Annotated in this window: 23 protein-coding genes; 15 read left to right on the forward strand and 8 right to left on the reverse strand. The window is 55.5% G+C overall.

What is annotated here, in order from left to right; all coding sequences use genetic code 11:
- The first annotated feature begins 197 nt into the window (after nucleotides 1-197).
- Nucleotides 198-653 (forward strand): hypothetical protein, encoded by a 456-nt coding sequence (locus BAA01_10335; GenBank protein ID OUM85520.1) that lies wholly within the window; start codon nucleotides 198-200, stop codon nucleotides 651-653.
- Here the strand turns inward: BAA01_10335 and BAA01_10340 are convergent.
- A complete protein-coding gene (locus BAA01_10340) occupies nucleotides 647-841 on the reverse strand; it encodes a hypothetical protein (GenBank protein OUM85470.1) in 195 nt (64 codons plus the stop codon). The genes BAA01_10335 and BAA01_10340 overlap by 7 nt on opposite strands.
- Between BAA01_10340 and BAA01_10345 the strand changes: the two genes are divergently transcribed.
- Together BAA01_10345 and BAA01_10350 are read left to right on the forward strand one after the other, a co-directional pair.
- Nucleotides 840-1,268 carry a hypothetical protein gene (locus BAA01_10345; protein ID OUM85471.1) on the forward strand — a complete coding sequence of 143 codons (429 nt, stop codon included), beginning with the start codon at nucleotides 840-842 and terminating at the stop codon, nucleotides 1,266-1,268. The two genes, BAA01_10340 and BAA01_10345, sit on opposite strands and share 2 nt — an antisense overlap.
- 84 nt (nucleotides 1,269-1,352) lie before the next feature.
- Nucleotides 1,353-4,244 (forward strand): hypothetical protein, encoded by a 2,892-nt coding sequence (locus BAA01_10350; protein ID OUM85472.1) that lies wholly within the window; start codon nucleotides 1,353-1,355, stop codon nucleotides 4,242-4,244.
- Between the two features lie 74 nt (nucleotides 4,245-4,318).
- Here the strand turns inward: BAA01_10350 and BAA01_10355 are convergent, their stop codons facing one another.
- Complete coding sequence (locus tag BAA01_10355; GenBank protein OUM85473.1) at nucleotides 4,319-4,870, reverse strand: 2'-5' RNA ligase; 552 nt, start codon at nucleotides 4,868-4,870, stop codon at nucleotides 4,319-4,321.
- 190 nt (nucleotides 4,871-5,060) lie between these two features.
- On the opposite strand from BAA01_10355, the gene BAA01_10360 reads away from it, so the two are divergent.
- The 3 genes from BAA01_10360 to BAA01_10370 are packed head-to-tail and all read left to right on the forward strand — an operon-like array spanning nucleotide 5,061 to nucleotide 8,082.
- Nucleotides 5,061-6,086 carry an NADPH dehydrogenase gene (locus BAA01_10360; GenBank protein OUM85474.1) on the forward strand — a complete coding sequence of 342 codons (1,026 nt, stop codon included), beginning with the start codon at nucleotides 5,061-5,063 and terminating at the stop codon, nucleotides 6,084-6,086.
- Nucleotides 6,087-6,099: 13 nt separating this feature from the next.
- Nucleotides 6,100-7,638: an MFS transporter gene (locus tag BAA01_10365; GenBank protein ID OUM85475.1), complete on the forward strand. Its 1,539-nt coding sequence runs from the start codon at nucleotides 6,100-6,102 to the stop codon at nucleotides 7,636-7,638.
- Between the two features lie 60 nt (nucleotides 7,639-7,698).
- Nucleotides 7,699-8,082 carry a DNA primase gene (locus tag BAA01_10370; protein OUM85521.1) on the forward strand — a complete coding sequence of 128 codons (384 nt, stop codon included), beginning with the start codon at nucleotides 7,699-7,701 and terminating at the stop codon, nucleotides 8,080-8,082.
- On the opposite strand, the gene BAA01_10375 is transcribed toward BAA01_10370, so the two are convergent.
- The 3 genes from BAA01_10375 to BAA01_10385 all read right to left on the reverse strand — a co-directional run bounded on the left by BAA01_10375 (nucleotide 8,059) and on the right by BAA01_10385 (nucleotide 11,177).
- Nucleotides 8,059-8,448 carry a glyoxalase gene (locus BAA01_10375; protein ID OUM85476.1) on the reverse strand — a complete coding sequence of 130 codons (390 nt, stop codon included), beginning with the start codon at nucleotides 8,446-8,448 and terminating at the stop codon, nucleotides 8,059-8,061. The two genes, BAA01_10370 and BAA01_10375, sit on opposite strands and share 24 nt — an antisense overlap.
- A 225-nt stretch (nucleotides 8,449-8,673) precedes the next feature.
- A complete protein-coding gene (locus BAA01_10380) occupies nucleotides 8,674-9,528 on the reverse strand; it encodes an enoyl-CoA hydratase (protein OUM85477.1) in 855 nt (284 codons plus the stop codon).
- Nucleotides 9,525-11,177 carry a hypothetical protein gene (locus BAA01_10385; protein ID OUM85522.1) on the reverse strand — a complete coding sequence of 551 codons (1,653 nt, stop codon included), beginning with the start codon at nucleotides 11,175-11,177 and terminating at the stop codon, nucleotides 9,525-9,527. Before BAA01_10385 ends, BAA01_10380 begins: the two co-directional genes overlap by 4 nt.
- Before the next feature lie 238 nt (nucleotides 11,178-11,415).
- Between BAA01_10385 and BAA01_10390 the strand changes: the two genes are divergently transcribed.
- The 7 genes from BAA01_10390 to BAA01_10420 all read left to right on the forward strand — a co-directional run bounded on the left by BAA01_10390 (nucleotide 11,416) and on the right by BAA01_10420 (nucleotide 19,061).
- Nucleotides 11,416-11,997 carry a hypothetical protein gene (locus BAA01_10390; protein OUM85478.1) on the forward strand — a complete coding sequence of 194 codons (582 nt, stop codon included), beginning with the start codon at nucleotides 11,416-11,418 and terminating at the stop codon, nucleotides 11,995-11,997.
- 90 nt (nucleotides 11,998-12,087) lie between these two features.
- Nucleotides 12,088-12,894 carry a hypothetical protein gene (locus tag BAA01_10395; GenBank protein OUM85479.1) on the forward strand — a complete coding sequence of 269 codons (807 nt, stop codon included), beginning with the start codon at nucleotides 12,088-12,090 and terminating at the stop codon, nucleotides 12,892-12,894.
- Between the two features lie 205 nt (nucleotides 12,895-13,099).
- Nucleotides 13,100-13,918: a 3-oxoacyl-ACP reductase gene (locus tag BAA01_10400; GenBank protein OUM85480.1), complete on the forward strand. Its 819-nt coding sequence runs from the start codon at nucleotides 13,100-13,102 to the stop codon at nucleotides 13,916-13,918.
- Nucleotides 13,919-13,989: 71 nt separating this feature from the next.
- Nucleotides 13,990-15,402 carry a 3-hydroxy-3-methylglutaryl CoA synthase gene (locus BAA01_10405; protein ID OUM85481.1) on the forward strand — a complete coding sequence of 471 codons (1,413 nt, stop codon included), beginning with the start codon at nucleotides 13,990-13,992 and terminating at the stop codon, nucleotides 15,400-15,402.
- Between the two features lie 29 nt (nucleotides 15,403-15,431).
- Nucleotides 15,432-16,613 (forward strand): acetyl-CoA acetyltransferase, encoded by a 1,182-nt coding sequence (locus BAA01_10410; GenBank protein OUM85482.1) that lies wholly within the window; start codon nucleotides 15,432-15,434, stop codon nucleotides 16,611-16,613.
- Between the two features lie 183 nt (nucleotides 16,614-16,796).
- Entirely contained in the window at nucleotides 16,797-17,684 is an 888-nt protein-coding gene (locus tag BAA01_10415) for a peptidase (protein ID OUM85483.1), read from the forward strand.
- 117 nt (nucleotides 17,685-17,801) lie between these two features.
- Nucleotides 17,802-19,061 (forward strand): hypothetical protein, encoded by a 1,260-nt coding sequence (locus BAA01_10420; protein OUM85484.1) that lies wholly within the window; start codon nucleotides 17,802-17,804, stop codon nucleotides 19,059-19,061.
- A gap of 120 nt (nucleotides 19,062-19,181) precedes the next feature.
- On the opposite strand, the gene BAA01_10425 is transcribed toward BAA01_10420, so the two are convergent.
- Complete coding sequence (locus BAA01_10425) at nucleotides 19,182-19,556, reverse strand: hypothetical protein (protein ID OUM85485.1); 375 nt, start codon at nucleotides 19,554-19,556, stop codon at nucleotides 19,182-19,184.
- 328 nt (nucleotides 19,557-19,884) lie between these two features.
- Here BAA01_10425 and BAA01_10430 point away from each other — a divergent pair, with 328 nt between their 5' ends.
- Together BAA01_10430 and BAA01_10435 are read left to right on the forward strand one after the other, a co-directional pair.
- Nucleotides 19,885-20,835, forward strand: coding sequence for a glutaminase A (locus BAA01_10430; GenBank protein ID OUM85523.1), 951 nt, complete (start codon nucleotides 19,885-19,887; stop codon nucleotides 20,833-20,835).
- 125 nt (nucleotides 20,836-20,960) lie between these two features.
- Nucleotides 20,961-21,266 (forward strand): hypothetical protein, encoded by a 306-nt coding sequence (locus BAA01_10435; protein ID OUM85524.1) that lies wholly within the window; start codon nucleotides 20,961-20,963, stop codon nucleotides 21,264-21,266.
- A gap of 61 nt (nucleotides 21,267-21,327) precedes the next feature.
- On the opposite strand, the gene BAA01_10440 is transcribed toward BAA01_10435, so the two are convergent.
- The gene (locus BAA01_10440; protein OUM85486.1) at nucleotides 21,328-22,743 is read right to left on the reverse strand and encodes an iron transporter FeoB; all 1,416 of its coding nucleotides are present in this window, start codon (nucleotides 22,741-22,743) and stop codon (nucleotides 21,328-21,330) included.
- Nucleotides 22,718-23,437: an iron transporter FeoB gene (locus tag BAA01_10445; protein OUM85487.1), complete on the reverse strand. Its 720-nt coding sequence runs from the start codon at nucleotides 23,435-23,437 to the stop codon at nucleotides 22,718-22,720. The genes BAA01_10440 and BAA01_10445 overlap by 26 nt, the downstream gene beginning before the upstream one ends.
- Between the last annotated feature and the right edge of the window lie 2 nt (nucleotides 23,438-23,439).

A 23,439-nucleotide genomic window follows, 5' to 3' on the forward strand; every position in this document is an offset into this window, starting at 1 on the left:
GAAGAGGAAGGTCATGGTCAGTAAGGGCAAGCCACCCAAGTATACCTCTTTGAGGTGAATGTTGGGTTAGATTTTCAAATGAGTGATCTATTCCGTCTTCGGTAAGATTTTTATATGGGTTGACACGCCGGGTGACGGCGGGCGGCGAATGCCGGATTGAAAAAATCAAAACCCATGGATATACGAGGTGTTCAACGTTGAGACAATGGACGAAAGAGATGGAAATCGACGCTCCGATTGAACGCGTTTGGAAGTTGTTTGACGGTTCATTGGAGAATATGCGGAAAATCATGCCCCAAGTAGTGGAGCATCAACCGGTCAAAATAACGGAAGAAGGGGTTGGAAGTGTTTACCGTCAAAAATACAAGGAAGGAAAACGGATCGCAGAGTATGATGTGGAGACTTTGGAATATTTGGATGCCCCGAAGCAAAAAAAGCTGAAGGTCGGTTTTACGCTTGCCGGCATGTTTGAGATTACAGCGGCTTACGAATTGAACCAAATTCATGGAAGTAAGACGCTGTTTAGATATTCGGTGACCAACCGGCCTTTGAAATGGTTTGCAAAACTGTTTTTGTTGCTGGCCGGCGAAAAGGCGGTCATCCAATTTGTGGAGCGAGTGAAACGTGTGGCGGAATCGGAAAGCGATCAATGACGGAGGGCATGGTTTGTCCCCGCGTGAAAGGCAGGCAACCGAACGTATTTGGATATCGCGGAATGCTTATCCATGTTCTTTTGACGTTCTTTTGACAGAATTAACAGATCATGGTAAGATTTTTGCCGTTGTGGCAGCGTGATCATGGGACTTGGAAAACCGAAATCAGGGGGAGGGAAGGACATCATGGGCATACACCGCATGGAACTGGTGGTACGTCCGACGGATGTAGACGTGTTGGGGCATGTGAACAATGCCAAGTATCTGGAATACCTGGAATGGGGGAGAGTGCGATGGTATCGTGAAAACCGGCTGTTGTCCCCCGATGTGCTGGAGCAGAACCTCAACTATGTGGTGGCCAGCATTCACATCAATTACCGCCTGGAAGTGAAGATGGATGAGCGGCTGACTGTACAGACTTTTCTTGCCCGGCTTGGCAACAGCAGCATGGTGTTGAAGCAGGAGATTCTCAACGAACAGGGACAGCGGGTGGCTGATGCCGAAGTGATCATCGTCCTTTTTGACACCAGCTTGCGAAAGAGCACCCCTTTTCCCGAAGCCATGCGAAAACGACTGGAAGCGCTCGTCGTAACGGAAAGCGGTCCCGCGGTTTGATCCTGCGGTTTCGTTTTGGTTTTCGCGCGTTTTCGTGTGTGGTAAACTGAGGGCACATGAGCTTGGTTGACGGGAGGGAATGATTTGCGTTTTGAGGTTTTTGAGAATCAGAATCCGCGACCTCGTCCGCCGCGGCCGCCATGGCTGAGGGCTGCGACCATCCTGTTTTGGGTGGTTGTCGGCTTGTTGGTGCTTCTCGGTTTGGCCATCCATTTGATCGCGGAGTACATCTGGATGGGGTCCCTTGGTTTTGCGGATGTGTTTTCCACCATCTTTCTGACCAAATTGCTGCTGGGCGTTCTCGGTTTCCTGTTGTTCGCCATTCCCCTCTTTTTCGCGCTGTACGGGATACGCCGCGTCTACCTGAACATGTTTGAAACGCAGGGATTGCCGTCCGTGTTGACGGGGGGAAAGTGGTTTTTCTGGGTCAACCTTGCGGTATCCGGCGGTTTTGGCCTCATCGGCAGCGGCTTTGCGCGGGGAATTGGCTGGGAAAGGTTTCTCACCTTTTTTAACCAGGTGCCGTTCGGCATTCAAGATCCGTTGTTCGGCAAGGATATTTCTTTTTATATCTTTACCTTGCCTTTCCTCAATTTTTTAATCGGCATGCTGCTTGGACTCTTTGTCGTCCTGTCGCTGATCCAGGCCGCCGCGTTCAGCGTGTTTCAGCTGTACCTGCGGGAGCGTTCGGCGCAGATTCAACTGTCCATCAGCGTGATCATGCTGGGCGTCCTGCTCGCCTTGCATCACCTGTTGGCGCCGTATGAGACCCTGTTGTCCAACAACGTCAACGTGTTGCAGCAAAGTGTGGTGTATGGCGCCAGTTTCACGGATCGCGTCATCAATATCCCGATGGGTTATGTGATGGCGGGAGTCAGCCTGCTGGCTGCCGTTTTGGTGCTGGCTGCCCTGTACAAACGGCGGATCCGGCTGCTCTTTGCGGCACCCATTCTTTATTTTGGCGTCCTGCTGGCCGGCCAGGCTGCATCTGTCGCCGTTCAGAGTTTCATCGTCACGCCGAACGAATTTGCCCGGGAGAAGCCCTTTTTGCAGCATAACCTGAACATGACGCGGGTTGCGCACGGCATTGACCAGGTGAAGGAGGCGGAACATCCCGGAAATTTGAGTCTTTCCGCAGAAATGCTCCAGCGCAACAGGCTGACCATCGAAAACGTCCGGATCAACGATCCGCGTCCGCTGCTGGATGTGTATAACCAATTGCAGACGTTCCGGACATATTATGAGTTTCTGGATGTGGACGTGGATCGGTACTGGCTGGACGGAAAGTATCAGCAAGTATTTTTGGCGGCGCGCGAGTTGAATATCAAAAACCTGCCCGACCAATCCAAAACCTGGACCAACCAGACATTGCGGTATACCCACGGATATGGCATCGCCATGAGCCATGTCAACCAGGTGACCTCGCAAGGGCAGCCGGAATACATGGTCAAAGATCTGCCGCCGCAAGGTACAGTGGAAGTGAAACGTCCGCAGATTTATTTCGGTGAGCAGGATTACCAAAACGTGGTGGTCAATACCAAAGTGGACGAATTTGACTATCCTGCCGGTGAAACCAATGTGTCGCACCGGTTTGAAGCGAATACGGGCATTCCGATGACGCGGCTGAATCGCCTGATCTTCGCTTGGGAAGAAATGTCGCCCAGGATCTTCATTTCCGGGCAAATTGATGCCAACAGCCAACTGTTGCGCAAGCGGAACATCATGGACCGTCTCCAATCCATTGCGCCGTTTCTCCATTATGACAAGGATCCGTATCTCGTGGTTAGGGATGACGGCACGCTCGTTTGGATTGTGGATGCTTATACCACTTCCGGACGCTACCCGTATTCCGAGCCTGTGGCGCGCGGCATCAATTACATCAAAAACCCGGTCAAGGCCGTGATCGACGCTTATACCGGAGAGGTGCATTTTTACCTGATCGATCCGGACGAACCGCTGGTCAAGGTGTACCGGGCCATTTTCCCAAACCTGTTTGAGACGGAGATTCCGGAGGATATCCGCCGGCACTTCCGTTATCCGGAGACGCTGTTTACCTATCAGGCGAAAATTTATCAAACCTATCACATGACCAACCTCGAGGTCTTTTACAACCGGGAAGATTTCTGGCAGTTTGCGACCGAGAATTATTATGAGAGCGATACCCCGATGGAGCCGTATTACATCACGATGAAACTGCCGGATGAGGAGAAAGAGGAGTTTGTCCTGATGCTTCCCTTCACGCCCAATAAGCGGCAGAACATGATCGCCTGGATGGCGGCGCGCAATGATGGGGAGCATTACGGCGAGCTTCTGGTTTATCGCTTCCCGAAACAAAAGACCATTTACGGTCCGCAGCAGATTGAGAACCGGATCAACCAGAATGCCCAAATTTCCCAGCAGCTCAACCTCTGGTCGCAAGGAGGCTCACGGGTGATTCGCGGCAACATGCTCGTGATCCCGATTGAGGATACCCTGCTGTATCTTGAGCCGTTGTATATCGAATCGTCCAACGAGACCTCGTTGCCGGAAGTGAAGCAGATCATCCTGTCTTATGGAGATTACATCGTCATGGAAAGCACGTTTGAACAGGCGATGGAACGCCTCCTGGAGCTTGTCAACGTAGGAAAGCCGCCGGCTGAAACCGGTCCAGGCCAGGCGCCGGGCGCGCCGCTGGTGAGAACGGCGGATGAATTGCTGCAGGAATTCGCCGACCTGTTCAAGCGTTATCAGGAAGCGATGGCAGCCGGCAAGTGGTCTGAGGCCGGGCGGATCATGGAAAGCATTCAGGCGCGGATTCAGCAGTGGCAACAGCAAAAAGCCGGCCAGGAGAACAAGCCGGCTCCAGGTTCTGCTCCTGCGGCAGGCGGCGAAGGCGGCCAAGGAGCCACGCCGGCCCCAGGACCTGCCTCCTCGCCAGCCGGAGAGGGCGGTCTCTCTCCTGCCGAGCAGGGCGAAGCCGCCAGCGGCGGCCAGTAATCCTGCCGAAACAACAAGGCTGCTCCGGCAAGCAATGGTGGTTGCTTGCGGGCAGCCTTTTTTGTGACCACGGATCAGGAATGAAACGGGTATGTTTTCCAAATTTCATATCTTGCGCCCTGCGGCGAGAGATGGGAAAGATACAAATGCATGCGATCGACCGTCCATTTCCCGGTTTGCAGGGGGTAAGCCTCGTTGAGATGGGGGAGCGGCCAGCCGGTCTGCAAGCGGCGGGTCAGGGTCACGTGCGGCAGGTACCGCTTGTCACGGCGCAACGGATATACCGGATGGATGTGCTCGTGGAGGGTGTGCACCAGCTGCGCCAGGGTGTCCCGGTCGCCATCGACACCGGCCCATAACAGGTTCGGCTTGTTCATGTCGGGAAAGGCGCCCCAGCCTTTCAGGTGCAGGGAAAAGGAGGACGTCTGCAGTGCCACCTCAAGGAGCCTGGAGTGGATCGCCTCTGCCGTTTCCGGTTGCACTTCTCCGAGGAAGACAAGCGTGATATGAACGTTTTCAGGCCGGACCCAGGTGCGGGCCGAAAGGACCTTCTTCACTTCTTCCAAACGCCGGTAAAGTTGGGCGACGATGGGTGAGGGGATGGAGAGCCCGAGAAAAAGGCGCATGATTCCCACTTCCTTTCAAGGCAACAATATAGCAAAGAACGCGGCAAGGGGAAACAGACGGCAGCGGTTCTTGCTGTGGGAGAACGAAACAGTTAACCTAAAACTAGAAGCCAGAAATTCACCAAGATCATTATCAACATCATTGCGGAAGAAAAGGACCATTTCTTGCGGGGAGAAAGGAGAGAAAAGCATGTCATTGTTGTTTCAACCCTATCAGATCAAAGATCTCACCCTGCGCAACCGGCTGGTGATGTCGCCGATGTGCATGTATTCTGCAGATGAGGAAGGCCGCGTGCAAGACTGGCACTTGGTCCATTACCCTGCCAGAGCGGTGGGAGGGGTTGGCCTGGTGATGCTGGAGGCGACGGCGGTCGAGCCGCGTGGCCGGATCAGCGATCAGGATTTGGGGATTTGGTCGGAGGATCATTTGCCCGGTCTGGAAAGGCTGGTTCAACTGATTCATCAGCACGGGGCCAAAGCGGGTATACAGCTGGCCCATTCGGGCCGCAAGGGACGGCTGAAACGGGACAAAATCGTCGCCCCGAGCGCGATTGCGTTTGATGCCTCCTACGATGTTCCGGAGGCCCTGACATTGGAAGGGATCGCTCAGGTGGTGAACGCCTTCCGTGAGGGCGCACGCCGCGCCTTGGAGGTGGGGATGGATGTGGTTGAAATACACGCTGCACACGGGTATTTGCTCAACCAGTTCCTCTCCCCGCTCAGCAATCATCGGGAAGACGCTTACGGCGGCAGCTTTGAAGGCCGCGTGCGGTTGCTGCGCGAAGTGATTCGGGCGGTGAGAGAGGTGTGGCCTGAGAAGAAGCCGCTGTTTTTGCGGGTGTCGTGCGAGGAGTATGCGGAAGGCGGTTTACATATTGAGGATCATGTGCAGATTGCCCGTATCGCCAAAGAAGAAGGGGTGGATTTGATCGATTGCAGTTCCGGAGGTCTCCTGCCGGTACTGCCGTCCAACATGGGTCCTGGTTATCAGGTTCCCTATGCGGAGCGGATCCGCCGGGAGGCGGGGATTGCCACCGCAGCGGTCGGCTTGATCACGCAGGCGGAACAGGCGGAAGAGATCCTGCTGAACGGGCGGGCCGATCTGGTGTTTCTCGGCCGGGAGCTGTTGCGCAACCCATACTGGCCGCTTCAGGCTGCCAAAAAATTGGGTGTGGAGGTAGACTACTGGCCGGTGCAATATCATCGGGCCCGATGAGGCATGAGGGGGAATGGGTGTGCCCAGGGAAGCGGCGCCTCACCAAAGGGTGCAGGAGCATCAAACACCGTCCCGCCGGCCGCTGGTCTTGGCGGCGGTGCTCATGGCCATGTTCATGGCCGCGGTTGAAGGAACCATCGTGGCGACCGCCATGCCCAGCATTGTCGGTGATTTGGGCGGATTCCCGCTGTACAGCTGGGTTTTTTCGATTTTTCTCCTGACCCAGGCGATCAGCATTCCCATTTACGGAAGGTTGGCCGATTTGTACGGACGAAAACCAGTTTTTGCCGCTGGCGCGGGCCTCTTTCTCCTGGGCTCCCTGTTGTGCGGGCTGGCGCGCAGCATGGAACAACTGATCCTCTTTCGTGCCATCCAGGGGTTGGGTGCGGGTGCGGTTCAGCCGATCGTTACCACCATCATCGGAGATATCTATACGCCAGAAGAGCGCGCCCAAATCCAGGGCTATCTGTCCAGCGTCTGGGGCATTTCGTCCGTGATTGGCCCGGCGCTGGGCGGGCTGATTGTCCAGTATGCCGACTGGGCGTTGGTATTTTGGCTCAACCTTCCGTTGGGATTGCTTTCGATTGCCGGCATTCTTCTGTTTCTCCACGAAGATGTGGAGAAAAAACGCCAGTCCATTGATTACCTGGGTTCTGCGCTGATGCTGGTATCGGTGAGCGCGCTGATGCTGGCCATGATCCAGGGGGGTGTGGCCTGGCCCTGGCTGTCTGTGCCATCTTTGATCTTGCTGGGGATTTTTGTGCTTGGCCTCCTGGCGTTTCTCCGGCAGGAGGCCAGGGCGAAGGAGCCGATGATGCCCCTTTACCTGTGGAAACACCGGGTGATCGGGGTGGCCAACTTGGCCTCCCTGATCAACGGGATGCTGCTGATGGGGGTGTCCACGTTTCTTCCCGCCTACATCCAGGGGGTGATGGGCAAAAGCGCCATGGTGGCCGGCTTTTCCCTGTCGATGATGTCCATCGGCTGGCCGCTGGCCAGCACCATCGCCGGACGGCTGCTGTTCAGGCTGGGAGCGCGAAACACCTCGCTGATTGGCGGTGTGTTTCTGTTGCTGGGAGCCGCCTTTTTCATCACGCTGGGCAGCGACAAGGGAGCCGCATGGGCCGCGGCAGGCTCCTTCCTGACCGGCGCCGGGCTGGGGTTTTGCACGCTTACTTTTATCGTATCCATCCAGAGCAGTGTGGACTGGTCCTTGCGCGGCGCGGCCACCGCTTCCAACATGTTTATGCGGACGTTGGGCAGCACGGTGGGGGCCGCTCTGTTAGGGGGCGTTCTCAACACCCGCCTGTTCCATTATTTGCAGGAACGGGCGGTGGAACTGGAACTTCCCGGGAATCTGGAAGCGGTCAATGTTCTTTTGGATCCGGGCATGCGCCAGCGTATGTCGCCTGAAAATCTGCAGGTTTTGACGGAAGGCATGTCGCAAGCTTTACACACGGTATACCTCGTGGTCGGGGTGTTCGCCGTGCTGAGCCTGTTGCTGGTCTGGTTTTTGCCGAGACGGCAGGGGGACAAAACGACGGCTTTCTGACTGCCGGCCCAGAAGCCGCTGAGGCACCGAAGATCACAGGGCGAGAGGTTGGTGGTTCCGGTGAATCCCGTGATTGTCGTTGAAGGGAAGAATGATCGACGGCAATTGGAAAAAGTTCTCCGGCCGGAGATTGCCATTTTTTGTACCTTCGGCATTCCCAGCACCGACCGGCTGGAGAGGCTGAAGAAAAAAATCGGCCAATCGCCGTTGTATATTTTTGTGGACAACGACGCGGCCGGGCGGCGGATTCGCGGCGTGCTGGCAGAAGCCTTTCCGGACGCCGAACATATCTATACGCGCCGGGGGTATGACGGCGTGGAAGGAACGCCGCTGGAATATCTTGTCCAGCAGTTGGAGAAGGCGGGGCTTGAAGAATGGATCCGGACGGAGTATTTGAACGAAGGATTCTTGAATCTTGGCTTAAGCCCCTTTGAGCGGAGATAAGAAATACAGCCGGTTGCCATCCGGGTCAAGCAGGCTCACCGCTCTTGCTCCCCAGGACTGATCGGCGGGCTCTTCTTCAAAGGTCAGCTCATCCTTGAGCCGGTCATAGAACTCGTCGACATCCGGGACGTCGAAGCTGATGTGGTCGATGCCGGGAGGGTTTTGCACCAGTTCCGGAGCCCGCGAGGCGGCCAACTCCCGCGACGACGTTTGAAAGATGTACAGCCAGGCATGCCCGGCCTGCAGGCTGGCGGCCGGTGTCTCCTCGTCCCGGTCCTGCACCTGAAAACCCAGTTTTTCGTAAAAAGCGATGCTCCTTGCCAGATCGCGCACAGCGATTCCGATGTTGTTGATGCTTTGGATCACGATGCCACACTCCTTTGCCCATTGGCATTGCATTCGTGTCAATATTCTGATCGCAATCTATCACAATCTTATCATGTTTGAATCGGATATGTAAAATTTATAATTTTATTATATCTTTTATATTAAAATCAGGAACGTGTAGAGATCGTACCGATGAGTGTATCATTCTAGTTTTAATCATAAAGGGGCTGTTCCTTAATAATTGAACAGCCCCAACATGGCTATTTAATTTTTCTTTCTCTGCGTGTAATCTCCAAAGCGGCTGTCACGTTCTTTTAGCGCGTGTTTGATGCCATATTGCACGGCCGTTTCGCGCCAAGCAATCCCTTCAGGCGTATGCCTGGCAATGCCATCGAGCAGTGTGCCGATGACCTGCGTATTGTCCACGATTCCCATGCTTTGATAGGTTTGATTGATGAACAGCTTCATCATGATCAGTTGATTCAAGGGCAGCATGGCAATTCGGGAAGCCAACCGTTGCACCGATTCTTCCAGCTTTTCAAACGGCACGCATTCCAGAATCATCCCCATTTGGGCAGCGCTGCGGGCATCGATCGAATCCCCGGTGAACAAAAATCGTTTCGCCCGCTCCATGCCCAATCGCAATACCCACATCGGCGTGGTCGGACAACCCCACACACGAGCCGGCGGATATCCGAACTGCGCTTCCTCCGAAGCGATGATCAAATCTGCGCATAGGACCAAATCGGCACCACCGCCCACCGCCCAGCCGTGCACTTGGGCAATGACCGGTTTCCGGCAGCGGAACAGGCTCATCATGGCATCGGTGCAACGGTTAATCATCACATAGTCCTGAATCGGATCCCAGACCTTTTGCCCCTTCTCATCCCGTTCCGATTCCTCCACCGTGGAAATATCGAGATCATAACCGGCGCAAAAACTCCGTCCATTTCCCTTCAGAACCAGAACGTGAACATTGGGGTCTCTATCGGCTGCCTTCACGGCATCATGCAGCTCGTCCAGGAGTTCAAACGTCAGGGCGTTCATTTGCTCGGGCCGGTTTAAGACGATGGTGGCCACACGGTTTTCCACGGAATAGATCAGGGTGTGATAGGTCATTGCGTTTCTTCTCCTCTCTTTTCCATTTCTTTTTCTTTCAGCATTTGTTCGCGCAGGATTCTTTTCTGCACTTTCCCGCTGGCCGTGAGCGGATAGGAATCCACAAAACGAATGATTGCGGGGATTTTTTGATGGCTAAGCCGTCCCTTGCAGAATTGCTTCACCTCTTCTTCGGACAGTTCTTCCCCTGCGCGTACTTTTACAAAAGCAACGGCGACTTCCCCGTAGTAGTCATCGGGTATGCCAACCACTTGGGCCTCTTCGATGAGTGGATGGGTGAGCAGGAAGTTCTCGATTTCTTGCGGATAGATGTTTTCCCCGCCGCGTATGATCATGTCTTTGATCCGGCCGATGACATGAAGATAACCTTCTTCATCCAGGACGCCTATATCCCCCGTTTTTAACCAGCCATCCGCGCTGCATGTTTCCCTCGTCTCCTTTTCCAACTTATAATAACCTGCCATGACCATATACCCGCGCACTTCGATTTCCCCAGGATCTCCACAGTTTACCACTTCCCGGGTTACAGGATCGACAATCCGCACTTCTGTATGCGGCAGCGGGCGGCCGCAGGTCTCCCAGCGCTTTTTCTGCGGGTCAGATGGTCCTGTTGTTGTATAGACCGGACTGGTTTCCGTCATCCCCATTAGAACAACTGTTTTTACATCGAATTGTTTCTCGATTTTCTCTAACAGACTGGGGGGGACAGGCGAACCGCCGCTCATGACTTGGCGTAAGGCAAGAGACTCATCTTTTCCTGCCGATTGGCCGAAAGTTGCCTGCAGCATGGTCGGAACCCCGCCGAAATGGGTCATCTTCAGTTCCTTCAACGCCCGCATGCAATCGGAAGGGTCAAAATAGGGCATGGGTGTGAAGGAGGCGCCCACGGACAGGGTACCCAGCGCCATCAAGATACTTCCGGCTGTATGAAATAAAGGAAGCGGCGAACACACATGATCCCCTTCCCCGATGTTCCACCGTTGAAATGTGAGCGCGGCATTGTTGACCGCATTGAAATGGGTAAGCATCGCCCCCTTGGGAAATCCGGTGGTCCCTGAGGTGAATTGGATTTGGAAAAGATCATGAGCTTGCACTTGGGATTCATGAGCGTCTAATTCTTGATCCGATATCTTCTGCAGCCCCGTATTCGTGAGTTCGTCAAAACTCAACAACCCTGCTGCGGCATCAAAGGCAATGATTTGCTGAAGACTTGGCGCTTTGCCGGAGGAAATCACCCGGCGCAGTTCTTCCGCATAGGATCGCCCGCGAAAACTTGATAAGATAAAAGCCCCTTTGGCATCACTGGCTCGCAGAATGTAACCGGCTTCTTCTTCACGCAAGGCAGGATTCATGGTCACCAACACGACGCCGATTTTCGCCGCTCCCATTTCCAGCAGCAGCCATTCGGGGATATTGATGGCCCAAACGGCTACATGATCTCCCTTCCGGTAACCGGCAGCCAGCAAACCTTTGGCCACATGCCGGGCTTTTTCTTCGTACTCCCGGTACGTCCATTGCAGCGCTGGAATCTTCAGCAGGTCGTTGGAAAGATACCGGACAGCGACATGGTCAGGATACTTGGCGGACTGCTCCCGCAACAACTTGCCGACGGTCCAATCATAGAGGGGAACTTGCTCCTCTTCCGGCAACCAATGGGCTTTCCCGGTACCGACGAATCCCATTTCGGCTCTCCTCCTTCAATTATTTTCTTACCCGTAAGTAAATTACCGCATAATATGACTATTGTCAATCTTTTTATGAGAAGATTTTGTTAGCGGTTTCATTCGTCCCGGATGGGGATGGCCTTCCGCGGGAGCCAGCCTGATGTTGCGCACAGGATCGATCCATTGTAAACTTCTAGTAAACGGATAAGGAGAAAGAATCGTCTTGGGAAGGAACGCGCGCCACATCAGTCCGCAGGCCATTGTCGAGGTAGCCGCACGCCTGTTTTATGCCAATGGTTATAAAAACACCAGCTTGGAAGAAGTCGCAAAAATCCTGCAGGTTACCCGGCCGGCTATCTATCACTACTTCAAGAGCAAAGAAGACATTATCCATACCATCATCCAGCAGGTGCTGGAGAAAGTCCGGGCATATGCCGAAGAAATTCTGGCCAAACCGCAACCTGCGCACCGCAAGTTTGAAGAACTTCTGCACCGGCACATCCTGCTCATTCTTGAGAACAAAATTGAAATGGGAATTTTCTTCGAAGAGCAGAAGAACTTGCCGCCACATATCACTCAAAAAACTTTGCGGTTTATCGACGAATATTATTCCCAGCTCACACACCTCTACCGCGAAGGTGTAAAAACCGGACATTTTATCGACAAAAATCCTTCGCTTGCGGTTCAAACCTTGTTTGGGGCATGCAATTGGGCCTATAAATGGTACAATCCGTCAGGGACATGCAGCAAAGAAGAGGTGGCTCAACTTATCCTTGAGATGCTGATGAGGGGTTATCGGGCATAGAGGGGCGTGGCTGCCCTGATGAGATAAACTTTCGGAATATTAAATAATGTCTATGGATGCGGTTTTAGATTGAACAGTGGGGGAGAAACGATGCCGACAATGGAACGCTTTCAGGAAGTCACGGTCGGAAGGAAATGGATCGCAGTCGATGGCGTCGCATTGCAGATCTGCTTTTTCGCGGTAGACGGGCTGCTCGTCGATACCGGCGCCAAGTCGATTGCGGATGATGTTCTTCACTTTGCCTCGCACGTGCACCCGCAACAGATCGCCCTCACGCACCTGCACGAAGATCACAGCGGCATGGCCGGCCAGCTGCAGGCGCGGTACCGGGTGCCGGTCTATGTTCATCCCGCCTTCGTCGAGGCAGCCGGAAAGCCGTTTCAGATCCCGATGTACCGGCAACGATTCTGGGGACTGCCTGATCCGTTCAAGGCCACTCCGGTTGGGGAGTGGATTGAGACCGAACGCTTTCGCTTTCAGGTGATTTCCACACCCGGGCACGCGGAAGACCACATCGTCCTGTATGAACCGAATCGGGGCTGGCTCTTCAGCGGCGATCTGTACATGGCGCCCAAGGTGAAAATTGTCATGAAACAGGAATCGATGCCGGTTTTGATGGATTCGCTGCGACGCGTCCTGGAACTGGATTTCGAGATGCTGTTTTGCGCGCATGCCGGTGTCGTTCCCAACGGCAAGGCGTTGTTGCGGCAAAAATTGGACCATCTGGCCTGGATCGAGGAGCAGGTGGACAAGCTCGCCGCAGAGGGGAAAAATCTCCGGCAGATCACGCGTCAGCTGTTTCCCAAACGCGTCCCAATTTACTACATGTCACGGGGCGAGTGGTCGTCCACTCACATTGTCCGCTCCTTTTTGGCAAACAGACACCATTTTAAATGATAGAGAGTAGTGGGCCGAGTGATATTTATTCACCGAGTTAAATTTTTCGTGCAACGAAGGAAGAAATAAAGTATAATAGATTTGGCGCATTGGAAGGGCTTTCACCTCTCTTCTGATGTGAATGAGCATTCAGTCATATGACCTGCAGACGAAATTTCGGTCACATGTTCACAACAAAGCCGTTTTTGAAAGGAGTTGTAAAAAAATGGGTTTCTTGGAAGGCAAAGTGGCGATTATTACCGGGGCAGGCCGGGGGGTGGGCCAGGCGGCCGCGCTGATGATGGCAAAAGAAGGCGCGACGGTCGTCGTCAATGATCTGGATGCCGGGCCTGCGGAAGAGACGGTGAAGAAGATCCGCGACATGGGCGGCCAGGCGCTGGCTTTTCCGGGGAGCGTCACGGACAAGGATTTTCCCGATCGGATCATGAAAAAAACATATGAGGAATTTGGGTACATCGACATCCTCGTCAACAATGCCGGTTACACCTGGGACGGCGTCATTCACAAAATGACCGATGAGCAGTGGTATGCCATGATCGACGTCCATACCACCGCACCCTTTCGCATGATCCGTGCCGCAGCGCCGTACATGCGGGAGAAGGCCAAGGAGGAAATGGAGAAAGGTCTGCCGGTGCGCCGTCGCAAGATTGTCAATGTTACTTCGGTTTCCGGTCTGTTTGGCAACGCCGGTCAGGCCAACTATTCCGCGGCCAAGATGGGCGTCGTCGGCCTGACCAAGACGATCGCCAAGGAATGGGGCCGCTTCCAAATCAACTGCAACGCGGTGGCCTTTGGCTTTATTGATACCCGCCTGACGCAACCGAAAGAAAAAGGCGAGACCATTGACGGGAAAATCGCGCTCGGGATTCCCTCCGCTTCGCGTGACCTGATGATCCGGATGATTCCCCTGCAGCGGGCCGGACAGCCGGAAGATGCGGCCGGTGGCATCATGATGCTGATTTCCCCCTTTGCCGACTACGTGACGGGTCATGTGCTCGTGGTTGACGGTGGCGCGCACATGTAATTGCAAAGGTTTGTTGCTCCGTCACGGCATGCTTGTTGGTTTTGAGATGGTTGCTTGAGAGGAGGAAGAGGATGGCAGGGATTGTGAGTTTTGGCGCTTATATTCCCTTTCATCGCCTGGAGCGCAAGAAAATTGCCGAGGCGTTTGGCGAACCGGGCGGCAAGGGAGAAAAGGCGGTGGCCAATCATGACGAGGACAGTCTTTCGATGGCGGTTGCGGCTGCCCAGGACGCGTTGACCGGCTGGCCCGCGAACCGGCTGGCCGCGGTCTACTTTGCCACCACCACGGCGCCGTATGTGGAAAAGCAGTCGTCGACGACCATCGCGGCCGCTTTGGACTGCCAAGCGCAGATCCGGACGGCAGACTTTACCGATTCGCTGCGGGCAGGCACCACCGCCATGCTGGCCGGCTTGGAGACGGTGCAGGCACAGGGGGCGCCGGTGCTGGTGACGGCGGCGGATTGCCGTCTCGGCGGCGCACAAGGCTCGTTTGAAAAGGAACTGGGGGATGCGGCGGCCGCTTTTATCCTCGGGGATCAGGATGTGATTGCCGAACTGGTGGCTTCGTACAGCGTCGCCGCTGACTTCCTGGATCAGTGGCGCAGCCAGGGAGACCGGACGATTCGTTCCTGGGAGGACCGGTTTGTCCTGTCAGAAGGCTTTTTTCCGCAAGTCAAGGCGGCCGTGAGCGGCCTTCTGTCCCAGGCCGGGTGCAGGCCTCAGGATCTGGCCAAGGTGGTGCTGTATGCCCCCAACGCCCGTGCCCATGCGACGGCGGCCAAGGCGATGGGCCTTGCGCCCGAACAGGTACAGGATCCGTTGTTTGATCGGGTCGGCAATGCCGGTGCGGCCAGTGTGCCCCTGATGCTTGCGGCGGCGCTGGAAGAAGCGCAGCCTGGCGACCGGATTCTGGTCGTTTCCCAGGGACAGGGCAGCGACGCCTTGCTCTTTCAAGTCACCGACGCGATCCGGAAGTTGCCCGCGCGGCGGGGAGTCAAGGGGCATTTGGCATCCAAGAAACAGATCGCCCATTACACCACCTACCTGAAGTGGAAGAACATGCTGCCCTTGGAAGCGGGACGGCGCCCGCAACGTCAGCGTCCGTCGGTGCCGGCGATGTGGCGGAATCACGAACAGAATCTGGCGTTTGTCGGCAGCCGCTGTACCGCCTGCGGCACGCCGCAATACCCGAAACAGCGGGTATGTGTCCACTGCAAAGCCAAGGATCAAATGGAAGATTATCCTTTTTCAGATAAAAAGGCGCGCATTGCCACCTACACGGTGGATTACCTGACCGTTTCCCCGGATCCGCCCACTGTGTTCGTCGTCGTGGACTTTGAGGGGGGAGGCCGGATCATTTGCGAAATGACCGACACCGACCCGGCACAGCTGGACATCGGCATGGAGGTGGAAATGACCTTCCGGCGCCTCTATGAGGCGGAGGGCATTCACAACTACGCCTGGAAAGCGCGGATGAAGCGCTGACATACAACGGAAAAAAGGAGGGATGCGCAATGGCGAAGGGGATTGCCGATCGCGTGGCGATCATCGGCATGGGCTGTACCAAGTTCGGTGAGAACTGGGACAAAAGCGCTGAGGACATGCTCCTTGAGGCCACTTATGAGGCGTTGAATGATGCGGGGATCACACCGGATGATGTGGATGCCTACTGGCTGGGGACCCTGAGTTCCGGGAATTCGGGGCTGACCTTTTCGGTGCCCATGAAGTCGGAATACAAACCGGTGACGCGCGTCGAAAATTACTGCGCCACCGGTTCGGAGGCTTTTCGCAACGCGTGCTATGCCGTGGCTTCCGGAGCATACGACGTGGTGGTCGCTGTCGGCGTGGAAAAGCTGAAAGATTCGGGTTACAGCGGATTGGTCGTCGGGGGAGCGGACACCGATGGCACGGAACCCAACATGACGGCTCCGGCCGCCTTCTCCTTCCTTGCGCCTGCCTATTTCAAGAAATACGGCTTGGATCCGAAGCAAGGCAAGGAAGTGCTGGCCCGGATTGCCTGGAAAAACCACCGCAACGGTTCTTTAAACCCGAAAGCCCAGTTCCAGACAGAGGTGTCCATGGAGCAGATCATCAATTCACCGATGATCGCGGCGCCCTTGGGCGTCTTCGATTGCTCCGGGGTGTCGGACGGCTCCGCGGTGGCCGTCATCGTCCGGGCGGAGGATGCCAAAAAGTACAGGCCGGATCCGATCTACGTCAAGGCGCTGTCGGTGGTGGCCGGTTATGGCCATGGCCGTTTTCACCAGGACTACGATTTTACCACGATTCGCGAAAACGTGGCGGCCGCCACGGATGCATACAAACAGGCCGGCATCACCAATCCGCGCAAAGAGATCAGCATGGCCGAAGTGCACGACTGTTTCACGCCGACGGAGCTGGTGATCTATGAAGACCTGGGGTTCAGCGAGCGGGGCGAAGGCTGGAAAGACGTGATGAACGGCGTGTTTGACATCGGCGGCGAATTGCCCGTCAACCCGGACGGCGGGCTGAAATCGTTTGGCCACCCGATTGGCGCCAGCGGCCTGCGGATGCTGTATGAGTTGTGGCTGCAGTTCCACGGCAAGGCCGGGAAGCGGCAGATTGACAATCCCAAGCTGGGTCTGACCCACAACCTGGGCGGCTTCCCTTGGCAGGCGGTCTGCGCCGTGACCATTGTCGGCAAAGAGTTGGGTTAAACGAGTCGGATGAAAGCAACAGAAGCAGGTCACTCCTCCTGGACAATTGCAGGGGGAGTGATTTTTTTCATTGAAACCCGTCGCTTGCTTCCTTTAAGATGAAGAAAGGTGATTTCCGTTGTTTGTGGCAGCAAAATGAGGCGCGGATTCTTCACGCATCCTTTATGTATTAGGAGGTATATCATGGATGACAAATATGACAAACGAATGCGCCTGGTGTTGACCTGGCTATTGCTCGGATTGATGGTCGGAATGATGGCTGTTTTTGTGGGTTGCGCCGGCCTTTCTGCTCCGCCTGATACGGGTAAAGACGAGGGCAAACCGGGCGAGATGTCTCCTTCGGATGACAAAATGGAGGCTCAGCAACCCGGCCATCGTGAATCTGTCCCTGAAACGTCAGACGGAACAAGCGGGGAGGGGAGCAAACCGAAAGAGCAAGGAAAGGAACCGGGGCCCCGTGACCCGGATGCCGTCCAGGTGGTGGCCAATCCGCAGGATGTGGCCGTCTTGGTGAACAAGACCTACCGTTTGCCGGACAATTTCAGGCCGGACGATCTGGTGGAGCCCAATGTGCCGTTTATTTTTAAAGAGAAAAGCGAAAAGCGCCTGTTGCGGAAGGAAGCGGCCCGGGCCCTCGAGGCGTTGTTCGCCGCGGCCAGGAAAGACGGCATCCATCTGGCCGGCGTGTCGGGATTTCGTTCTTACAGCACGCAAAAGGGGCTCTTCGAACATTACGTCAAAACGCGCGGAGAGGCGGAAGCGCGCCGGTTCAGCGCGATGCCCGGACACAGCGAACACCAGACCGGCCTGGCGATGGACGTCTCCGGCAGCGATGGCAGATGTGCCGCGCAGGATTGTTTCGCGGACACCAAGGAGGCCAAGTGGCTGGCTGATCACGCGCACGAATACGGCTTTATCATCCGTTATCCCAAGGGTAAAGAAGCGGTGACCGGCTACAAGTATGAACCCTGGCACCTTCGTTACGTCGGGAAAGAATTGGCCCGGACGCTGGTGACACAAAACCTGACTTTGGATGAGTACCTCCGGGGGACGGTACCCGTATCCAATTGATCCAATACCCGTATCCAATTGATCCAAGGAAAGGGGAACCAACCGTTTGCCAAACGTTTTTTCGAAATCCGGATTTTGGTAAGATAAAAAGAAAGGAACCTTTAGGAGTGGAAAGGCTTGGAGCGATTTTCTGCGGATGAACGCGCGCGCGAGACGATGTGGCGGTTGGCCCATCAACTGGTGACGCAGCGTCAATACCGAATCGTGAACCTGTTTGAAGCAGGAGGAGATTTCTTTGACAAATTGCCGGCCGGCCAGCTGGAAACGTGGTTGGATGCAGCTGAACCCTGGGAACTTTACTTTGTCAAAAATCATGGACGCAAGTTTTATCTGATCCGGCTGGCGGTGGTTGACTTTGTCTGGCAGCGCCAGTGGCAGGACGATGTGGAAAGGTTGCACCAGCTGGCCACGATGTTCCAGCAGCGGGTGGTGGCGAGGAAGCTTTATGTGCAGAATACCCTGATCCTGATACAGCCGGTGATGCCGGAGGTGCGAGAACATCTCGCCTTCTCTCAGATCGAGGAAAAGAAACTTTCGATTTTCCATTGCGGCATTGATCTCACTGAACGGCAGATCGTCGGACGCACCTTGGAGAAGCACGGTTTGTCGACCGAGGATCTGTTGGCCCAGATGGCCGCTGCGCCCGCCGGCGAGGCGGCGGTCGAGGAGCTCAAGCGGGAGATCCGGCAGACGATGGCGCAGAAGGAGAGGCAGGTCCAGGCCGTTTTTTCCCGCGGGCAGCCTTTTTGGACGTATGTGTTCTTGGGGATCAACATTTCGGTGTTTCTCCTGATGACCCTGACGGGCGGAACGACCAATGCGGAAAACCTGATCCGTTTCGGGGCCAAGTATCACCCGGCCATCTGGGCCGGGGAATGGTGGCGCTTTCTTACGCCGGTATTTATCCATATCGGAATGGCCCATCTATTGTTCAACAGCTTTGCGCTCTATTTTCTAGGGCCCCTGGTGGAGCGGATTTACGGACCGTGGCGGTTTATGGTCATTTACTTCACGGCCGGGATCATGGGTGTGGCAGGCAGCTTTGCCTTTTCGCCGCACCTGTCCGCCGGGGCTTCCAGCGCCATTTTCGGTCTGTTCGGGGCACTCCTGTATTTCGGGCAAAAGTACCGGGATCTCTTCTTTCAGACGATCGGGATGGAGATTTTGACCATTCTCGGAATCAACCTGGTATTTGGCCTGCTTTCGTCCGGCGTGGACAACTACGCCCATATCGGCGGGCTGATTGGCGGTTACCTGGCTTCGGTGCTGCTCGGTTTGCCGCGCGTGAAAACAGGCGTGCTCGTGCGAATGGGCGTCCTCCTGCTTTATGGGCTTCTTTTTGCATGGCTGTACCAGCGGGGGTTTCAATGGATGTAAGCGAGGTGGAACAATAACACCCTGCCGTTCATATGGATAAGGCTGGCCATCGAAGTTCCACGGGGCAGCACCCGTGGAACTTGACGTTTCTTCCTGGTTGATTCCGCTTCAAATTTTGCATTACTCCACCTCAAACCGCTGGATGTTGCGAATCGGATTGTCCACGTTGCTGCCATCCGCCAAATACAGCCAAATGGGGCCATCCTCCAGGATGGCTTTTTTGTTGCGTGAAAAGCGCAGGATGGCGGCATTGGCCTGATCCAGCGTGAGAGGGACGCGTTCGCCGGTTTTCAGGACGCAGACCACCTGTGTCGCGCCGCGGAGCGGTTCGGCGTTATGGAGAAACGGATTCAAATGCATGCATTGCCCTTCTTCCTCGATCTGCGGAAATACGGCCTGGATCGGGAATTTCCGTCTGTCAAAAATCCAGACGGTGGGATCCAGGGTGATCGGGTAATTCACCTCGCCGTCAATGGTCACGATATGTTCGCTCATTTGTGAACCTCCCCTGACAAATTAGGATGGTTTGTTCCGTGCAGCCAAAAGCCCACTTCCTCAAACCTCTGGTGGCCGCTTTAGCCGGTCATTGTTCATTTCGCTGGTCATATATTTTGGTATATTTGCCCTATCCATTATAACGGAGCCGCCGGAGAAAAGATACCTGCGTTTGTTTTGGTTAACCTCACCCGATCTGGTTATCCTAATGGCAAACCAGACGCATCATGGGCCGTTGTCAACCATCATGGGCCGATGTCAACTGGAGAAAAGAGGGTGCGGGATGAGCACGCGGATACCGACGAGAAACAAGACCGGATTCAGTGAAATGGAACAACTCCGGCAGGAAATGGTCAAGCTGCTGGATGAGGCAAAAACCCATTCGAAAAAGGGTAAGGTCGTGGATTACATACCGGAATTGAAGCGCATGGACCCCCACCTCCTGGGAATCACGGTGGTCAGTACCGGCGGAAAAGAGATCACGGCCGGGGATGTCCAGGTCCGGTTTACACTGCAAAGCATCTCCAAGGTATTTGCCCTGACCCTTGCGATCATGGATCGGGGGATGGATGAAGTGTTCCGGCATGTGGGGATGGAACCGTCCGCTGAGCCCTTTGACTCCCTGCCGCCTTCCCTGTTTCTGCCACTTGACAGGCCTGAATTCCGGGAGCTGGCCAAACCGGCCAACCCGATGATCAACAGTGGAGCCATAGTGGTAAGCTCTCTGATCAAGGGCCGGACCGCACAGGAAAAACTGGAGCGCCTCCTGCGTCTTGTCCGTGTCATCAGCGGCAATCCGACCATCCGGGTGAACGAGCATGTGTACGCTTCCGAAAAAAAGGCCAGCGAGCGCAACTGGGCGATCGCATATCTGTTGCGGGAACAGGGATTCCTGAAAGAGAATGTGGAAGAGGTGCTGGATCTGTACTTCATGCAGTGTGCCATCGAGGCCTCTTGCCGGGATCTGGCCTACATGGCCACGTGTCTGGCCAATGGGGGAACCGTGTGGGGATTGAGCAAGCCGGTGATCCCGCGTGAGATTGTCCGGGTGTTGACCGCGTTGATGGTGACATGCGGGATGTACAACGCTTCCGGAGAATTTGCCGCCCGCGTCGGAATTCCGGCAAAAAGCGGTGTTTCCGGCGCCATCATGGCTTTTGTACCGGGAAAGTATGGCGTCGGAATCATCGGGCCGGCGATTGACAAAAAGGGGAACAGTGTGGCGGGCACTCACCTTTTGGCATCCTGCGTCAACCGGTGGGGCTGGAGCCTTTTTTGACGAAGCCTCAGGCGGCGTGCGCGGTGATGCTTTCCGCTGCCGAATGAGCGGGGATTTGTCTTTTCAAACTTTGCGCAATCCGATATGATAAGATGGAGGGATAGGTGATATGGGAGGGGATCCTTTTGAGCGACAAGGAGAACACCCTGCGCGAAAAAGCGTTGAATCTGCTGTTGGAAGATGCGGTAAAAATCCGTCAGTTGATTGAAGTGCAATTGGATCATCTGACCGCTCCGCAGTGTCCCGTTTTTGAAGAAGTGCTGGACACGCAGCTTTTTGGCTTGTCGAAAGAGATTGACTTTGCGGTCCGGGTTGGTCTGATCAATCGGGACGTGGGGCGGCAGATCATGAATAAATTGGAAGTTGAAATATCCAAATTTCAGGAACACTACGAGCGGCAGCGACAGCTGTTCGAGACCAAAAGCGGCTAAACGGGACAGGTGAACAAAAACGGGAAACGGTCTGGAAAGACCGCTTCCCGTTTTTGCGTTTTTACACCAGTCCCAGACCCCGGGCCACCTGGGTTACGGTGAAGGTGACGAGGATGGCGATACTGGTCGGGATGAGAAAGGCCAGAGCTGTCCATTTAGGGCTTTTTGTTTCCCGATATATGGTAAACATCGTGGTACCGCACGGGTAGTGCAGGAGCGAAAACAGCATCATGTTGAGGGCGGTCAGCCAGGTCCATCCATGGTCAACAAGAATTTGTTTCAACCCGTTCATGCCGTCGGCATCAACCATGGCACCGGTGGAAAGATAGGACATCAGGAGGATGGGCAGAACAATTTCGTTGGCGGGAAGACCGAGGAGAAAGGCCATCAGGATATACCCATCCATGCCCAGTGCCTGGCCAAAGGGATTGAGAAACTGAGCGGCGTGTTCCAGCAGGCTGTCATCACCCACTGTGATATTGGCCAGCACCCAGGTGAGCAGGCCGGCCGGCGCGGCAACGATCACGGCCCGCTTGAGGACAAACCAGGTTTTGTCCAGCGAGGCCCTGATCACGGTTTTCCAAAACTTCGGCATCCGGTAGGGGGGAAGTTCCAGCGTGTAGTGGGTAGGCACCCCTCGCAAGAGGGTTTTGGACAAGATCCACGAGACGAGCAGTGTGACCACGATGCCGAAGAGAACCATGCCGACGACAATGCCCGCCGTGACGATGGTTTCAAAACCGCCAAAACCGGCTGCCATAAAGAGGGACGCCAGCAGGATCAACAGCGGCCATCGTCCGTTGCAAGGCACGAAATTGTTGGTGAGAATGGCCAGCATCCGCTCCCGCGGCGACTCGATGATCCGTGTCGAGACGATGGCGGCGGCGTTGCAGCCAAAGCCCATCGCCATGGTCAGCGACTGCTTGCCGTGTCCGCCTGCCCGTTTGAACAACCGGTCCAGGTTGAACGCCACCCGCGGCAGATAGCCCAGGTTTTCCAGCAGGGCAAACATGGGAAAGAAAATGGCCATTGGTGGCAACATCACGCTGACCACCCAGGAAATCCCGCGGTACAATCCCAACACCAACAGGCCGTGCAACCATTCCGGCGCGCCGATGAGGGCGAACAGCCGTGTCAGAGCTTCCTCGCCCATGCCGAACAGCCTGGCCAGCATCTCAGAGGGGATGTTGGCTCCGGCTACCGTCAGGTAGATGACGACGCCCAGCATCGCCAGCATGATCGGGAATCCCCAAAGCGGAGAAGTCAGGATCTGATCGATCTTCTCCGAACGGCGTTGTTCCTTCAACAGTTTTTCTTGCGAGTACGTCACCGCCTTCTCGCAGATCTGTTGTGAAGTTTGGTAGAGACGGGTGACGATTTCGTCCCGGTTTGCCGGGCCGAGCCGGCGCGCTTCTTCCATCAGTTGATCGAAGGCCTGGGGCCGATCCGGACTAGATGCTGACGCGTACGGGCTCATAGCCAGGCACCTCCTGAGCCGGCCGGGTGAGTCTTTCTTTCAGTGCGGACAGCAGTGATTCGTCCCCGTCCAGCAGCCGCAGGGCGATCCAGCGGCTCGGAAATTCGGAACCGACCAGCTGCCGGACCTTGGGTTCCAGGGCGGCAATCCGCTCTTCCAGTTCCGGGCCGTATTGGACCTGCACTGGCTGTGTGGTGATCTGGCCACGGATCATGCTGTCCAGGGTGTCCAAAAGTTCTTCGATCCCTTCCCGGTTCCTGGCAGAAATCGGCACGACCGGCACGCCCAGCAGCTCCGAGAGCTTCCGGGAATCGATCCGAATCCCGCGACGGCGGGCTTCATCCATGAGATTCACCGCCACGATGACCCGATCGGTGATTTCTAAAATCTGAAGGGCCAAGTTCAGGTTTCGTTCCAGTGACGTGGCATCCAATACCACCACCGTGACGTCGGGCCGTCCGAAGATCAGGTAGTCCCGCGCCACCTCTTCATCTGCCGAATTGGAAAACAGCGAATATGTGCCCGGCAGATCCACCACGGTGTAGGTCAGACCGCGATGGGTAAAGCTGCCTTCCGCCGAAGTCACTGTTTTCCCCGGCCAGTTGCCGGTGTGCTGGCGCAGGCCTGTCAATTCGTTGAACAGGGTGCTTTTGCCCGTGTTCGGGTTGCCGGCCAGCGCAATCCGGTACTTCATCC

Source organism: Bacillus thermozeamaize (assembly GCA_002159075.1).
Classification (GTDB): domain Bacteria; phylum Bacillota; class Bacilli; order ZCTH02-B2; family ZCTH02-B2; genus Bacillus_BB; species Bacillus_BB thermozeamaize.